This window comes from Citrobacter sp. Cpo148, from assembly GCF_030332375.1.
Lineage (GTDB): Bacteria > Pseudomonadota > Gammaproteobacteria > Enterobacterales > Enterobacteriaceae > Citrobacter > Citrobacter portucalensis.
This window is the reverse complement of record NZ_JAOWHY010000049.1, coordinates 189,888-205,856: the sequence shown is the minus strand read 5'-3', so window position 1 is coordinate 205,856 and position 15,969 is coordinate 189,888. Positions and strand designations below refer to the sequence as shown.

The window sequence follows — 15,969 nt, the reverse complement described above, 5'->3', positions numbered from 1 at the left end:
ATAATATTAACCAGTGGCTCATTCACCTTCTTATGTCAGCCCCTTCGGGACGTGCTACATAAACTTCGAATGACGCACAACAAGGTGCCTGCCGTCCAACATCTGATATTAGCATTGCTCATATCAACCTCCGGGCGAAACGTCGAGTTAGGCACCGCCTTATTCCACAACAAAGCCGGGTTAATCCCGGCTTTGTTGTATCTGGCGTTCCCCTCAGTTAGCATCAATCTATTCCTGTCCATTGAGAGTAACGCCTTGAAGCGCTGGTCAGTTTTTCCCCGATCTTTACGTCAATTGGTGACGTTGGCCTTCTTGCTTATCCTGCTGCCGTTGTTAGTTCTGGCCTGGCAGGCATGGCAAAGTCTGAATGCCCTGAGCGCGCAGGCTGCGCTGACAAACCGCACCACGCTGATTGATGCCAGACGCAGCGAGGCGATGACCAACGTCGCGCTGGAGATGGAGCGCAGCTATCGGCAATACTGCGTGCTTGATGACCCAACATTGGCCAGGGTCTACCAAAGCCAGCGTAAACGCTACAGCGACATGCTGGATGCGCATGCGGGGGTGTTGCCGGATACCAAGCTCTACCAGGCGTTGCGTCAGGATCTTAACGATCTCGCGCAGTTGCAGTGTAAAAACAGTGGTCCTGACAGTGTGTCGGCTGCACGGCTGGAAGCGTTCGCCAATGCCAATACCGAGATGGTGCAAGCGACGCGTACCGTGGTCTTTTCTCGTGGGCAGCAGTTACAGCAGGAAATAGCCGAACGCGGGCAGTTTTTTGGCTGGCAGGCACTGGTGCTGTTTCTCGTCAGCCTGGCGATGGTCTTGCTGTTTACCCGCATGATTATCGGCCCGGTGAAGGGCATTGAACGGATGATCAACTGTCTGGGAGAAGGGCGCTCGCTGGGGGATAGCATATTATTTACCGGGCCACGGGAGCTGAGATCTGTGGGGCAGCGTATCATCTGGTTAAGCGAACGCCTCTCCTGGCTTGAGTCGCAACGGCATCAGTTTTTACGCCATCTTTCCCATGAGCTGAAAACGCCGCTGGCGAGCATGCGCGAAGGTACCGAATTGTTGGCCGATCAGGTGGTTGGTCCGTTAACACCGGAGCAAAAAGAGGTGGTCGGTATTCTGGATGACAGCAGCCGCAACCTGCAAAAGCTGATTGAACAACTCCTCGATTACAACCGCAAGCTGGCGGATGACGAGGTGGAACTTGAAAGTGTGGAAATCGCGCCGTTGGTGGAAAGCGTTGTTTCTGCGCATAGCCTGCCCGCTCGCGCCAAAATGATACATACTGATGTTGCGCTTGCGGTGAACACCTGCCTGGCAGAACCGATGCTGTTGATGAGCGTGCTGGACAATCTTTATTCCAATGCTGTGCACTATGGTGCTGAATCCGGTAACATTTGGATCCGCAGCAGTTTGCATGGCTCAACGGTATACATCGATGTAATGAATACCGGCACACCGATTCCAGAAGCAGAACAGACCATGATCTTCGAGCCTTTTTTCCAGGGGAGTCATCAGCGAAAAGGGGCGGTAAAAGGAAGCGGGTTGGGGCTAAGCATTGCCAGAGATTGCATCCGCCGTATGCGGGGCAAGCTGTATCTGGTTGATGACCATGCGCAAAACGTTTGTTTTCGCATAGAACTGCCGCTAGCTGCTGCGAAAAATCACTAAAATAAACTTAAGTCTGGTGAGTATGCCATACGTTGTTGTCCGAATGCTTAAACGACATTTTCTTCGTCGCGTCATCCTCGCAAGCCTGCCGTGCCTGGCGCTGGTTGGTTGTGTCCCGAACGCGGTGAATCATATTATCGGCGATCCCTCGCAGGAGAAAATTCCGCCTAATCAACTGGCGGACTACCTTGCAACCGACTGTACGGATATCTGGTCGCTGTCTGGCCAGTCTACAGAAACCAATCCGTTGTACTGGCTGCGGGCGATGGATTGTGCCAATCGCCTGATGCCGGTGCAGGCGCGTAGTGAAGCCAGCACCCTGATGACAGATACCTGGCAGGGCGCATTCAGGCGTGGGATCCTGCTCGATAACGCCAACATTACGCCACCTGAAAGGCGGGAGGCTGTTACGCGCCTCGATGCGTTAAGCCCGCAAATTCCGCCGCAGGTACGCCCGCTGTATCAGGTATGGCGCAGTAGCCAAACGTTGCAGTTGCAGCTTGCCGAAGAGCGTATGCGCTACAGTAAACTCCAGCAGGCGTCCGACAGCGATCTCGATACGCTGCGCCAACAGCAACAGCATTTGCAGTCCCAGCTCGATCTCACGACCCGCAAGCTGGAGAATCTGACCGATATTGAGCGCCAGCTTTCCACGCGCAAACCTGGCGGTAACTACAATCCTGATGCGCTGCACGGGAACGATAAACTCACTACGCCTGATAACGAAGAAGGCGCAGCGCCGTCTGCCGATGAGGTTACGCCATGATAAGCCGTAAGCCCGCGCATCTGCTGCTGGTGGATGACGATCCGGGCCTGTTGAAATTACTTGGAATGCGACTGACCAGCGAAGGCTACAGCGTCGTGACCGCGGAAAGTGGGCAGGAAGGGTTACGGGTGCTGAACCGTGAAAAAGTGGATCTGGTTATTAGCGATCTGCGCATGGATGAAATGGATGGCATGCAGCTGTTTACTGAAATCCAGAAAGTACAGCCTGGAATGCCGGTGATTATCCTGACCGCTCACGGCTCCATCCCGGACGCCGTTGCGGCGACCCAGCAAGGGGTGTTCAGTTTCCTCACTAAACCAGTCGACAAGGACGCGTTATATCACGCGATTGACGGGGCGCTGGAACAGTCTGCGCCCGCCACCGATGACAGCTGGCGCGAATCTATCGTTACCCGCAGCCCGCTGATGCTACGCCTGCTGGAACAGGCGCGGATGGTGGCGCAATCGGACGTTAGCGTCTTGATCAACGGTCAAAGCGGAACCGGGAAAGAAGTTTTCGCTCAGGCTATTCACAATGCCAGCCCACGCAGCCAAAAACCTTTCATTGCCATTAACTGCGGCGCGTTGCCGGAACAACTGCTGGAATCAGAACTGTTTGGTCATGCGCGCGGTGCTTTTACCGGTGCGGTGAGCAATCGTGAAGGGCTGTTTCAGGCCGCAGAAGGCGGTACGCTGTTTCTCGATGAGATTGGCGATATGCCTGCGCCGTTACAGGTGAAACTGCTGCGCGTATTGCAGGAACGAAAAGTCAGACCGTTGGGCAGTAACCGCGATATCGACATTGATGTGCGGATCGTTTCTGCGACCCACCGCGATTTACCCAAAGCGATGGCACGGGGCGAATTTCGCGAGGATTTGTACTATCGCCTCAATGTGGTGAGCCTGAAGATCCCTGCGCTGGCCGAGCGTACGGAAGATATTCCGCTGCTGGCGAACCATCTGCTGCGCCAGTCTGCTGAACGGCACAAACCGTTCGTACGCGCCTTTTCAACCGATGCCATGAAGCGGTTAATGACCGCCAGCTGGCCGGGCAACGTGCGTCAGCTGGTCAACGTAATTGAGCAGTGCGTGGCGTTGACCTCTTCGCCGGTGATCAGCGACGCGCTGGTGGAGCAGGCGCTGGAAGGGGAAAACACCGCGCTGCCGACCTTTGTTGAGGCGCGTAACCAGTTTGAGCTCAACTATCTGCGTAAGCTGCTGCAAATCACCAAGGGCAATGTGACCCACGCGGCAAGAATGGCGGGGCGCAACCGCACCGAATTCTATAAATTGCTTTCTCGGCACGAGCTGGATGCAAACGATTTCAAAGAATAAATCTGCGGATTATGTTAGCTTTATTCGATCAAAAGACAGGCGACCTTTTCAAGGAATAGCATGAAAAAGATTGATGCGATTATTAAACCCTTCAAGCTGGACGACGTCCGCGAAGCGCTGGCAGAAGTCGGCATTACCGGTATGACTGTGACAGAAGTGAAAGGTTTTGGCCGTCAGAAAGGCCATACCGAGTTGTACCGTGGCGCGGAATATATGGTGGATTTTCTGCCGAAGGTAAAAATTGAAATTGTGGTTACCGACGACATCGTCGATACCTGCGTCGACACCATTATCCGTACTGCCCAGACCGGCAAGATCGGTGACGGTAAGATTTTTGTCTTCGACGTGGCACGCGTTATTCGTATTCGTACCGGTGAAGAAGACGACGCGGCAATCTAAGCCGCGCCGTTAATTTGTAGGCCTGATAAGCGTAGCGCATCAGGCAGAGTGATTGCCGGATGGCGGCGTAAACGCCTTATCCGGCCTACTCGCGTAACACATTACAAGACTTTGTGCGGACCGAAGCATTCGTAATGAATGTTCTCGTTTTTCACGCCCAGACCGACCAACTGCTTCGCGGCGAACTGCATGAAACCAACCGGACCGCACAGATAAAACTGCATCGCCGGATCGCTGATTGCGCTTTCCAGTTTGTTCAAATCCATCAGACCTACGCTATCAAAGGCACCTTTCGCACGATCGGCTTCGGTTGGCTCACGATACCAGGTGTGTGCGCTAAAGCGTGGCAGCGTTTTGCCGAGTTCATTGACTTCATCAGCGAAGGCATGCACGTCACCATTTTCTGCCGCGTGGAACCAGTTAACCTGTGCCGTATGCTTCGCTTTTGCCAGCGTATCCAGCATCGCCAGCATTGGGGTTTGTCCCACGCCCGCGGAGATCAGAGATACCGGGGTGTCGGTCGCAACGTCCATAAAGAAATCGCCCGCAGGTGCGGCTAGGTGAACAACGTCGCCAACATTCGCATGGTTGTGCAGCCAGGTTGAAACCTGACCACCGTCCTCACGCTTAACCGCAATACGGTAGCCTTTGCCATCGGGTTTACGGGTCAGTGAGTACTGACGAATTTCCTGATGCGGGAAACCTTCCGGCTTTAACCAGACGCCCAGATATTGCCCCGGATGATATTCAGCTACTGCGCCACCGTCGACAGGTTCAAATTCAAAGCTGGTGATAAGTGCACTGCGTGGGGTTTTTGCCACGATACGGAAAGGACGGGTACCTTCCCAGCCGCCATTTTTATTGGCATTTTCGCTGTAGATTTGCGCTTCACGGTTGATGAAAACGTTCGCCAGCACGCCGTATGCTTTGCCCCACGCATCCAGAACTTCCTGGCCTGGGCTGAACATTTCGTCCAGCGTTGCCAGTAAATGGCCACCCACGATGTTGTACTGCTCGGGTTTAATCTGGAAGCTGGTATGCTTCTGTGCGATTTTCTCAACAGCCGGCAACAGTGCCGCCAGGTTTTCGATATTGCTGGCATACGCGGCAATAGCGTTAAACAGCGCTTCACGCTGATCGCCATTACGCTGATTACTCATGTTGAAGATTTCTTTCAGCTCTGGGTTATGCGTAAACATGCGGTCGTAGAAATGGGCGGTCAGCTTCGGACCTGTTTCAACCAGCAGGGGAATGGTGGCTTTCACTGTAGCGATGGTTTGTGCGTCAAGCATACGGTCTTCCTTTATCTGAAACTTTAATGATGTATGTCAAATGCATCTTATAAAAAATACCCCTGCATTGTAAATGGTTCTTTGTAACTTTGCGTTGTAAAGGTTACATCGTGAAAAATCTGCATCACAAACCTGAAAAGAAATCCGTTGAAATTCAGCAGACCTTTGTTCTCCAAAGCCTTGCGTACCGTGAAGGTAATCGTTTGCGTAAAATCCTTTGTCAAGACCTGTTATCGAAGAATGATTCGGTTATACTGTTCGCCGTTGTCCTACGGACCGCCTTTTAAGGCCGAAAATTTTATTGTTAGCTGAGTCAGGAGATGCGGATGTTAAAGCGTGAAATGAACATTGCCGATTATGATGCCGAACTGTGGCAGGCTATGGAGCAGGAAAAAGTACGTCAGGAAGAGCACATCGAACTGATCGCCTCCGAAAACTACACCAGCCCGCGTGTTATGCAGGCGCAGGGTTCTCAGCTGACCAACAAATATGCTGAAGGTTATCCGGGCAAGCGCTACTACGGCGGTTGCGAGTACGTTGATATCGTTGAGCAACTGGCTATCGATCGCGCAAAAGAGCTGTTTGGCGCTGACTACGCTAACGTACAACCGCACTCCGGCTCTCAGGCTAACTTTGCTGTTTACACCGCTCTGCTGCAACCGGGCGATACCGTTCTGGGTATGAACCTGGCACAAGGCGGCCACCTGACTCACGGCTCCCCGGTTAACTTCTCCGGCAAACTGTACAACATCATCCCTTACGGTATTGATGAGTCCGGCAAAATTGACTACGAAGACATGGCGAAGCAGGCCAAAGAGCACAAACCGAAGATGATCATCGGTGGCTTCTCTGCTTACTCCGGCGTTGTTGACTGGGCAAAAATGCGCGAAATCGCCGACAGCATCGGTGCATATCTGTTCGTCGATATGGCGCACGTTGCAGGTCTGATTGCCGCAGGCGTTTATCCGAACCCGGTTCCACACGCACACGTTGTGACCACCACCACCCACAAAACCCTGGCAGGTCCACGCGGTGGCCTGATCCTGGCGAAAGGCGGTGACGAAGAGCTGTACAAAAAACTGAACTCCGCTGTGTTCCCAAGCGCGCAGGGCGGCCCGCTGATGCACGTGATCGCGGCGAAAGCTGTGGCGCTGAAAGAAGCGATGGAGCCTGAGTTCAAGGTTTACCAACAGCAGGTTGCCAAAAACGCCAAAGCGATGGTGGAAGTGTTCCTGAACCGTGGCTACAAAGTGGTTTCTGGCGGTACTGAAAACCACCTGTTCCTGCTGGATCTGGTTGATAAAAACCTGACCGGTAAAGAAGCTGACGCCGCGCTGGGCCGTGCTAACATCACCGTTAACAAAAACAGCGTACCGAACGATCCGAAGAGCCCGTTTGTGACTTCCGGTATCCGTATCGGTTCTCCGGCTGTGACTCGCCGTGGCTTTAAAGAAGCTGAAGTGAAAGAGCTGGCTGGCTGGATGTGTGACGTTCTGGACAACATCAATGACGAAGCTGTTATCGAGCGCGTCAAAGGTAAAGTGCTGGATATCTGTGCACGTTTCCCGGTTTACGCGTAAGTAATACGGATTGCCAGATGGTGGTGTAAACACCTTATCCGGCCTACAGGTAACTCACATGTAGGCCAGATAAACGAAGTGCCATCCGGCAGTTATATTGACTTAAGCAAGATTGTTTCATCGATTAAAGTCGCCACTGGCGGCTTTTTCTTTGCCTGAATCCATTTTCTCAATAAACGTATTTCTCGGCCCTGATTCAACGTTACTGCGCCGACAATCATGCCATCCTGTAGGTTAAACCATATTGCTTTCTGCGCATCAGGATCGCCGCGTAGGAGCCAGTTCTCACCCTGCATTTCGCCGACAAACTGTAGATTATCACGGTACTGATCGGTCCAGAACCAGCCCGGCGTTGCTGCTGGCTGCGGTTGATTGAGCATCGCGGCGGCGGCAACCTGTGCCTGAAAATTGGCGTTTTCCCAGCTTTCCACGCGTACTAACGAACCGTCAGCCTGGCGCGTTATCGCTACGTCACCGGCGGCGAAAATCGCGGGATCGGAGGTGGTGCAGGCGGCATCAACGATAATGCCGTTCACTGTCTCCAGTCCCGCTTCGCGGGCCAGCATATCGTTCGCCACGATACCGATACCATAGATCACCGCATCGGCGGTGAGAGTTTCGCCGTTTTGCAGCATGAGCGAGAGACACTCTCCCGCTTCGGCATGCTCAATAGCGCTGTTAAGCAGTACCCGCACGCCCGCAAGTTGGTGGCGGGCTAGCAGGTAGTCGCGCACCGGAGCAGGCGCGTTGCGGCCCATGACCGTTGGCGCCAGCTCCACCACTGTCACCTGACAGCCGCGTTGAGTCGCGCTGGCCGCCAGTTCCAGACCAATGGTGCCCGCACCGACAATGACAATCGACTTGCCCGGCAATAAATTGTCGCGCAGGCGCTCGGCATCGCCCGCGTGGCGCAGGGTGAAGCAACGATCGCCCAGCTTATCCAGTTGCGGAAAGGGGCGTGCCGCAGCGCCCGTTGCAATCAGTAGCCGATCCCATGGATAACTCTGCCCATTAGCCAGCACCAACTGATGCGTTTGGCGGCCGAGCGTCTGCACAGTAACCCCCAGATGCAGCTGTACGTTGTGTTCCCGCCACCAGTCAGCGGGGAGTATCGGCTGAAGTTGCGGATTGTCGTCCAGTAGCATCGCTTTGGAGAGCGGTGGGCGTTCATAGGGCAGATGATGCTCATCGGAAAACAGGTGTAATTCGCCGTCAAAACCTTGTTGGCGCAGTGCAGCGGCAGCCATAGCCGCCGCCTGACCGCCGCCGACGATAGCGATAGTTTTTGGGTTCATAACATCTCCTCAGAGAGCCAGTCCGGCGGCGACGTGACGAATACCGCGAATACCCAGACCGGCGTCGGCATTGATCATCACGCCACTTAATGTGCGGTTGTTGCGTTTTGACGCCAGCATTACATACGGGCCGGTAAAATCCGCAGGCTCAGGGAAAAACTGTAGCGGCAAAATAGCGGCGATTTTTTCCGGCGTCAGTGACTGCATAATCGATGTATCGTTTTGTCCCAGCGCCTGCGGGCCGCGTAGATCTGTCGCCATACCGCACGGACCGACACCGTTAACACGTACCTTTGGTGCCAGCTCGTAGGCCAGCTGGCGAATCAGCCCGGTAGCCGCATGTTTGCTGGCGGTATACAGCGGGCCGCCGCCGCCGGGATACCACGACGCATTGGACAGGGTAAAGATGATGCTGCCTTCGCTGGCGATAAGCGCAGCGGCACAGGCTTTCGCGCCCAGCAGATAGCCCAGCACGTTGACGTTAAACAGCTCATGAAAGCCGCTCTCCAGCGCATCCGCAGGCGTATTGACCAACGAGGCATTGTGATCCCATATCCCCGCATTTCCGATAAAACAGTCCAGCGTACCGTAATGCGTCAGGATTTGATCTACCGCGCGCTGATAGTCGGCGTAGCAGGTGACGTTGCCTTCGATTGCCAGCACATGTTCGCCAAAGCGCTGACGCAGGCTGGCAACTTTAGCTGGCGACAGCTCCAGTGTGGCGACCCGCGCACCTTCTTCGATGAAACGCTCGACCAGCGCCAGGCCAAGACCGGAGCCGCCGCCGGAGATAAAGACCACGTTATCGCGTAAATCGCTCATCTAGCGTCCTCTGGAATATCAACAAACACATCGCTACCGTCCACATATACCGCGTAGGTGGTTAGCGGATCGGTGGCGGGTAGACACAACGCCTTGCCGGTTTTCAGGCAAAAACTGGCGGCATGCAGCGGGCATTCCACCGTAGCGTCGTCTTCCAGATAGCCTTCCGACATCGAGGCGTTACCGTGGCTACAGCGATCGTTAATGGCATAGAATTCGCCGCCAACGTTGAACAGCGCGATGACGGGCGAGGTATCAAGCCGGAGCGCTTCACCCTCCGGCAAATCCCCTACGGGGCAAGCATAAACACGACTCATCAGAACAGTACACTCAGGTTATGGGAGGTGATCACCGCTTGATCCAGCACGATCTCACGCTCCAGTAAGCGCCACTCATCGCCCGGCAAACGGCGCACTTTGTCTATGCGCATGCCGACGTAAAAGGTTTCATCGCGCTCTTTTTGCGCGCGATACAGCAGATAATTAAGGCGAACGGCAAAGACGTCGGGAACTCCAGTTTCATTGACCTGGCAGTTGCTGATCAGGTGCCGGGTACGCGACGGTGGCTCTTCCGCCCAGGCCATGCCGGTTTCCAGCCGCGCGATACGACGTTCGAGCTGGTCTTTGTTGTCGTTGAAAATCCAGGTGGTCGGCGGCTGCACGCCTTTGCGACGATCGCGCGTCTGGGCATTGACCGTCGTACGCATGGTGTAGCGAATGTCTTCATCCAGTTGTGCCAGCCAGTCACGAAACTTCCAGTCATCCAGCAGGCTGGCTTCATGGTAGAGAAACTGTGTAATGCGATGGTGTAGTTCCTGAGAAACTAAGGTGCTCATTTCATCACCTCCTGCTGGTAAGCGGCGGTTTTTTCCTGCACTTCCTGCCAGCTTTCGCTGCTGAGTAAATCGGCCCAGCGCTGATACATGCCGCGCGCGGCGGTTTCCGAAAAGATGTAGTTGGTGATCCCCGGAATGCCGTCTTCACGACGTTTCTCCTGGCCAAGCCCCATTTCCAGACACAACTTGGTGTTGCGTGCGCGATGACCCTTCAACAGTTTTTGAATTTCACACCAGTTTTCCGAGTCGTCCTGCTCCAGGAATCCGGCGGGGCCAAAGGCGCGCGTGGCGCTGTTTTCAAACGCGGCTTTCACTTCATCAGAGGCGGCTTTATCGGTAATACAGAATGCCCATACTTCAACTTGATCCGGCCCGCGCGGATGCCAGACCCTTAAGGTGGCAGTACCGTTGAGCCAGGAAAGCGTTGGGAAAATGTTGTTGTGACCGGCCAGACGCAGAGCGCGAACTTTTCCCAGACGCTGCTCGGCTTCCGCGTAGGTGTCACGGTAGTAGCTGGAGACTTCGCCGTCGACCCAGACGTTGGCATCGGGATTTTCGGTAAAGAAAAATCCGCTGCCGTGCCCATCCTGACCGAACTGTAGCGCGTCTTTGGCGGTTTCCCATACCGGGCGGGCGGTTTGTCCGTCGCCCAGGCGCTTGTCGCTGCCGTCGTCTTTTGCCCCCAGCACCTGCACGGCCGAGGCATGGCTGAACAGCGCGTGATACTGGTCGCTGGCAAACTGTTCGGCGGGGAATTTCCAGTTACAATCGATGGTCCACTTTTGTACGCCACCGACGATTTCGGTGCCGCCTTCACGACGATCCAGCACACCGTCGAGATACCAGGCGATATCGCCGAGATAATCGCGCAACGCAGGCGCGGAGGTATCCCAGTTGCCGAAAATCAGTCCCTTGTAGCTCTCTACGCCAGGAACTTCGTTCAGCCCCCAGTGCGATTTGCACAGCCCTTGCGGGTAGGCGCGCGGTTCCAGCGGAACGTCGATCAGCTCGCCGTTAATGCCGTACGACCAGCCGTGATACGGGCAGGTGAAGGCGCGGGTATTACCGCAGTCGGCGTAGCTGACGCGCATTGCGCGGTGGCGACACTGGTTGAGAAACGCTTTGATGCTGCCGTCTTTCTGGCGAACCACCACAACTGCATCCTCGCCCATGTAGGTGTTAAAAAAATCACCGGGTTTGGGGATTTGGCTTTCGTGGGCGAGAAATAACCAGCAGCGTCCGAAGATGCGTTCCAGCTCCAGTTGGTAAATTTCAGGGTCGGTATAAATTCGTGGGGTTACGCGACCGTTTTGCGTGTCGATCAGTTGGTAGATGTCTAAATTTGAGGGTGTGGTCATATTTTTTAATCCTGAAAGCTAAGATGTATTGACCTTCTTTTTTTGTACCTTAAGGATGTTGCTGGTTAGTTATCAATCTGTGAAATAGTAAATTTCTACCAGTTGAGACATTTTTTCGATAACAAGGAGAAGGGCATGGAACTGAGGCACTTACGCTATTTCGTAGCGGTGGCGCAGGCGCTGAATTTCACCCGAGCGGCAGAGAAGCTGCATACCTCTCAGCCGTCGTTAAGCAGCCAGATCCGCGATCTGGAAACGTGCGTGGGCGTTCCGTTGCTGGTGCGGGATAAACGAAAAGTTGCGCTGACGGCGGCGGGAGAGTGCTTTTTACAAGATGCGCTGGCGATCCTCGAACAGGCGGAAAACGCCAAAGTTCGTGCCCGTAAAACGGTGCAGGAAGATAATCATTTCGCCATCGGTTTTGTCCCTTCCGCAGAGGTAAATCTGCTGCCGAAGGTGCTGCCTTTGTTTCGTTTAAAACAGCCTGATACGCTCATTGAGCTGGTGAGTCTGATCACCACCGAACAGGAAGAGAAGATCCTGAGTGGAGAGCTGGATGTGGGCTTAATGCGCCACCCGGTGTACAGCCCGGATCTCGATTATCTGGAGCTGATTCATGAGCCGTTAGTCGTGGTTTTACCGGTGAATCATCCGTTAGCTAATGAGCAAGCAATCTCCGCGGAACAACTACACGGCGTGAATTTTGTCAGCACCGATCCGGCCTACTCCGGCGCGTTAGCGATGATTGTCAAAAACTGGTTTCAGCAGCAAAAAAGCCAGCCCAACATTGTGCAGGTGGCAACCAACATTCTGGTGACCATGAACCTGGTCGGCATGGGGCTGGGGGTGACTTTGATACCCGGTTATATGAATAATTTTAATACCGGACAGGTGGTTTTCCGCCCTATTGTTGGCGATGTTCCGACCATTGCGCTGTTGATGGCGTGGAAAAAAGGCGAGCTAAAGCCCGCCCTGCAGCATTTTATCGAACTGGCTCAGCGCCAGCCGATGTTGTGAGCCATTATTTCACGAGAACGGTGATGGTCGCGGTACCGCTAAATTTCCCCGGCGCGGGCGTGCCGCCGAGCATATTAATCGGCCAGGCTTCCAGGTTGATTACTCCCTTGCCGGAAGGATCGATATTGATCAATCCATTTGTGAACGGGACATTGACATGGGTGCCGTCGATACGGGCCATTCTCACACCGATGTCCGGGACGTTATTGGCTTCCTGGCGGCGGGCGACTAACGTGTACTGCTCAATCACATCATCAGCATCAATCCTCATTTCCATGCTATTTTTGATGGTTGAGGTATCACCGCAGTCATAGTGAATGTCAAAATTGACCGGTGTATAGCCGTCCGGCATCTGGTCCTTGGTGGTGAAACGGTTGGCGTTGATAAAACCGAGATCGACCTGAATCACGTCGCCCTGGTTGATTTTACAATCCTGGGGCACGGTGATGCTCCCCTGGATGCGCAGTTCGGCGATATCTTCCATGCTGCTCACCGATGGTGGGGTGGACGAACTGGTCCATCCGGCCTGTACTGAGGCGACCAGGGTGTCTGGAATTACCAGTTCCCCCAGGAAGGGTTTGGTGACGTACAGCGTAAAACGGGTGCTCGCGCCAATGTTTACCGGCGCGGCGCGGATCTCCGCTGGGTCAGCCGTGCACACGCTACCTTTGCTGCTGCTGGGGCTGTAAGAGCCACTTTCCTGGATAGGTTTAGTGTTCTGCGGCGTGACCGCCGTCTTCCCGGGAATGTCATCAACTTCAGTTTTAATATCCAGATTATCATTCAACTGGTAAAAGCCGCTGAGTTTACCGTTTTTAGATAGCGCGCTGGTGACCGTATAGTACAACGCCACTTTGCTACCCGCGCTACAGCTGCAATCGATTTGATAAGCATTGCCTGAGAGCGGCGTTGGCAGTTCCAGCGAGGTTCCCGTGACGTTCTGTGCTTGCGTCCAGTCGCTGGCTATATTGACGTTAAAGCTTCCCGTCGCGGAGCAGGCCCCGGTCACCGCGTAGACCGGGGTGATAGATAGCGCCAGTAGCGCGGCGGTAATCCCATTTTTCATCCACAGACTCTTTATTGACATAGCGCGTTCCCATTTTGTATTGCGGTGTTGCGAGCAGCATCTTCCGGCAGGCTGAAGGTAAACTGGCACTGTTGATCTGGCTGATTACCCCAGCGCACGGACCAGATCTGCGGCTGGCTGTTTACGCCAGTGATATACAGCACGCCACCTTCATCGACGATGCTCTGCTGCGTCTGACTGCTGGCGATGGCGCCGAAGGGCAGTGCTTTTCCGCGCGCATCGGTGAGTTTCAGCAGTACGCGGTAGCCGGTCTGGGCAATAAAGTGTGCCGTTACGGCGGCACCGCGATTAGGCACTACGGTGCGCACCGTTTCGGTGACGTCGACGTTATCCGGCATCATTGTGGTATCGAGAGAGATGGCGTTTTCCTGATACGCGGTCAGATAGGGGATCACGGCATAGCCAAAATAGTCGGTGGCGATGCCGGGGTAATTTTTCACCCGGATCCCTGCCGCGCCGTTGGCGTCAATCAGCGCAAAGGCATTGCCCAGTGACTGCGACAGGGTCACGCCGTGACGATGGGCGACAATACCGCCAGAGAGGCCGTAGCTCAGTTGGCGGTTATCGCTGCTGTAGTCGTAACCGGCATTCACGGTGCCGTAGGCAGAACGGTAGCTGCCGTACAGACTGCTGCTGCCCGGATCGCCGCCTTCGCTTTGCCGTTGTTTCAGGTTATAGGTCAGCCGACGGTCTTCCAGCAGCGAGCCATTGATGCCCACTTCGTGCTGAGTAGCGCGATCGCGCTGGTCGGTGGTGCGCCAGGTTGCCTGCGCATGCGACAGCCAGCGATCCAACGGCACGCTCAGGCTGAGCGACAGCGTACGGTCGTTGTCGCTGTCATGTGAGTCGGTAAACTGGGCGCTGAGGTTATAGCTCACGCCCCACAGATTGCCGTTCAGGCCAATGGACAGGTTTTTATCCTGCTGCTCGCGATCCCAGTACTCCTGCTGCGAGCCAGAGGCGTAGAAACTGATACCAGAAAACAACGTCTGGCTGACAGTGAACTGAGCTTCATCGCGCAGGTGATCGCCGCCGTTGATACCCTTCTGGTTGGCGTCGGAGAAGTTGAAATAACCGCTGCTGGTGTAGCGGTAGTAGCTTAGCGACACGCTGGTGCCGCTTTCCGGTAGGTCTTTGATGTACTGGGTGCGCCAGCTGTAGCCATGATAGCTTTCATCGTTATCAAGCTGAGTGTCCGCACGGCTGACGTCCATCGATACTGCCCCCAGAACGCCAAGCGTAGAGCCGAGGCCCAGCGCCAGCGCTCGGTAGTCCTGCGAGGCGTTCAGGCCGCCGTAAAGCGTGAACGCGTTGTTCAGACCATAGCTGGCGGTGCTTTCAAGGAACTCCGGCTCGTGGCTGTCCTGCGAGCTGGCAGCGCGAAAGCGCCCCGCGGTGACGCTGTATTTTAGATAACCCGGTCTTTGCATCTGCGGCAGCGCGGAGAACGGCTGGACGAAATGACGTATGCTGCCGTCGGCTTCTTCGATAGTGACGTCTAAGTCGCCGCTGAACGCCGAAGGGTAGAGATCGTTGATTTCAAAAGCCCCAGCCGGAACGTTGCTTTGATACAGGGTGTAGCCGTTTTGCCGTACCGTCACGATAGCGCTGGAGTTGGCGATGCCGCGAATGGTCGGCGCAAAGCCGCGCTGGCTGTTGGGCAGCATGGTTTCATCAGAGTACAGCCGCACGCCGGTAAACTGATAGCTGGAGAACACCGTGCCTTCGGTGGCGCTCTCGCCTATCACCAACTGCGATTTCAGGCTTTTGATATCCCGTTGTAGCCAGCTATTAATGCTATCCCAACGCGTGTCATTATCGCTGTGCGCCCAGGTCGAGTAATTGCGCAGTCGCCAGGGGCCGATGTTGGCACCATTTTGCATATTCAGATACTGACGCCGATCGCTGTCGTTGTCGTACTGGTTTTGCGAACCGCTAAAGTTGTAGTTGGTGAACAAAACCGGCATCCCGTCGTCCCAGCGTGCAGGATCTACATAGCCGCGGGCGTCACGGTAAAGGGCAATCTGCGGCACGCTGAGATTCAGTCGGCTGTGGTTGATATCAAACTGTGAGATGCTGCCGGGAATCGCCTGCGTCAGGTCGGCTACTATCGTGGCGTTGTCCTGCTCCGCCAACTGTGGATAGTTGTCGATTTTAAAGCCCAGCTCACGCAGTTGCCCGAGGGTGAACTGAGGAATCAACTGGTGGTCTTTACCCGCGACAAACGGCAGCCTACGCTGACCGGTTTTCTTGTTGTTAATATAAATATCAACAATATATTCGCCGGGAAGCTGGGCGTTATTCTGCGAAAATACCGCCAGATCCACCGCCTGCTGGCCGCTTTTCTCCGTTTCCAGAAGGGTTGGGTCAAAGTAGAAGTCACCGGCCCAGGCATGGCCGGAGGCCAGGCATCCGCTGGCGATTGCGCAGTGCAACCAGAAGGCAAGTGGCTTCACGGTTGATAAATTCGGCGTTCTTTGCGTCATATCGCTTGTCAT

At 54.8% G+C, this 15,969-nt stretch carries 14 protein-coding genes; 6 read left to right on the top strand and 8 right to left on the bottom strand.

Going from position 1 to position 15,969, the window contains the following annotated elements; genetic code table 11:
* Positions 1-255 precede the first annotated feature (255 nt).
* Genes qseE through glnB form a run of 4 tightly spaced genes read left to right on the top strand, consistent with a single transcriptional unit; the run spans position 256 to position 4,185 of the window.
* Positions 256-1,686 (top strand): two component system sensor histidine kinase QseE/GlrK, encoded by a 1,431-nt coding sequence (qseE, locus tag OGY10_RS21185; RefSeq protein ID WP_191227201.1) that lies wholly within the window; start codon positions 256-258, stop codon positions 1,684-1,686.
* A 22-nt stretch (positions 1,687-1,708) separates the two neighbouring features.
* Positions 1,709-2,452, top strand: a complete 744-nt coding sequence (gene qseG / locus OGY10_RS21180) for a two-component system QseEF-associated lipoprotein QseG (RefSeq protein ID WP_003835304.1) — start codon at positions 1,709-1,711, stop codon at positions 2,450-2,452.
* Positions 2,452-3,786, top strand: coding sequence for a two-component system response regulator GlrR (gene glrR, locus OGY10_RS21175; protein ID WP_304502732.1), 1,335 nt, complete (start codon positions 2,452-2,454; stop codon positions 3,784-3,786). Before qseG ends, glrR begins: the two co-directional genes overlap by 1 nt.
* Positions 3,787-3,846: 60 nt before the next feature.
* A complete protein-coding gene (glnB, locus tag OGY10_RS21170; protein WP_002914032.1) occupies positions 3,847-4,185 on the top strand; it encodes a nitrogen regulatory protein P-II in 339 nt (112 codons plus the stop codon).
* A 101-nt stretch (positions 4,186-4,286) separates the two neighbouring features.
* Here the strand turns inward: glnB and hmpA are convergent, their stop codons facing one another.
* Entirely contained in the window at positions 4,287-5,477 is a 1,191-nt protein-coding gene (hmpA, locus tag OGY10_RS21165; protein ID WP_003037624.1) for an NO-inducible flavohemoprotein, read from the bottom strand.
* A 326-nt stretch (positions 5,478-5,803) separates the two neighbouring features.
* Between hmpA and glyA the strand changes: the two genes are divergently transcribed.
* Positions 5,804-7,057: a serine hydroxymethyltransferase gene (gene glyA, locus OGY10_RS21160; protein ID WP_003835277.1), complete on the top strand. Its 1,254-nt coding sequence runs from the start codon at positions 5,804-5,806 to the stop codon at positions 7,055-7,057.
* Between the two features lie 92 nt (positions 7,058-7,149).
* On the opposite strand, the gene hcaD is transcribed toward glyA, so the two are convergent.
* The 5 genes from hcaD to hcaE are packed head-to-tail and all read right to left on the bottom strand — an operon-like array spanning position 7,150 to position 11,367.
* A complete protein-coding gene (hcaD, locus tag OGY10_RS21155) occupies positions 7,150-8,352 on the bottom strand; it encodes a phenylpropionate dioxygenase ferredoxin reductase subunit (RefSeq protein WP_191226923.1) in 1,203 nt (400 codons plus the stop codon).
* A gap of 9 nt (positions 8,353-8,361) precedes the next feature.
* Positions 8,362-9,174: a 3-phenylpropionate-dihydrodiol/cinnamic acid-dihydrodiol dehydrogenase gene (hcaB, locus tag OGY10_RS21150; RefSeq protein ID WP_191226924.1), complete on the bottom strand. Its 813-nt coding sequence runs from the start codon at positions 9,172-9,174 to the stop codon at positions 8,362-8,364.
* Entirely contained in the window at positions 9,171-9,491 is a 321-nt protein-coding gene (gene hcaC / locus OGY10_RS21145; RefSeq protein ID WP_003037633.1) for a 3-phenylpropionate/cinnamic acid dioxygenase ferredoxin subunit, read from the bottom strand. The genes hcaB and hcaC overlap by 4 nt, the downstream gene beginning before the upstream one ends.
* Positions 9,491-10,009: a 3-phenylpropionate/cinnamic acid dioxygenase subunit beta gene (gene hcaF, locus OGY10_RS21140; protein ID WP_191226925.1), complete on the bottom strand. Its 519-nt coding sequence runs from the start codon at positions 10,007-10,009 to the stop codon at positions 9,491-9,493. Before hcaF ends, hcaC begins: the two co-directional genes overlap by 1 nt.
* Positions 10,006-11,367 (bottom strand): 3-phenylpropionate/cinnamic acid dioxygenase subunit alpha, encoded by a 1,362-nt coding sequence (gene hcaE, locus OGY10_RS21135; RefSeq protein ID WP_032944240.1) that lies wholly within the window; start codon positions 11,365-11,367, stop codon positions 10,006-10,008. The genes hcaF and hcaE overlap by 4 nt, the downstream gene beginning before the upstream one ends.
* Positions 11,368-11,502: 135 nt before the next feature.
* Here hcaE and hcaR point away from each other — a divergent pair, with 135 nt between their 5' ends.
* Positions 11,503-12,384 carry a DNA-binding transcriptional regulator HcaR gene (gene hcaR / locus OGY10_RS21130; protein WP_032944239.1) on the top strand — a complete coding sequence of 294 codons (882 nt, stop codon included), beginning with the start codon at positions 11,503-11,505 and terminating at the stop codon, positions 12,382-12,384.
* Between the two features lie 4 nt (positions 12,385-12,388).
* Here the strand turns inward: hcaR and OGY10_RS21125 are convergent, their stop codons facing one another.
* Complete coding sequence (locus OGY10_RS21125) at positions 12,389-13,471, bottom strand: fimbrial protein (protein ID WP_050592534.1); 1,083 nt, start codon at positions 13,469-13,471, stop codon at positions 12,389-12,391.
* Positions 13,462-15,957 carry a fimbria/pilus outer membrane usher protein gene (locus tag OGY10_RS21120; protein ID WP_286577374.1) on the bottom strand — a complete coding sequence of 832 codons (2,496 nt, stop codon included), beginning with the start codon at positions 15,955-15,957 and terminating at the stop codon, positions 13,462-13,464. Before OGY10_RS21120 ends, OGY10_RS21125 begins: the two co-directional genes overlap by 10 nt.
* Between the last annotated feature and the right edge of the window lie 12 nt (positions 15,958-15,969).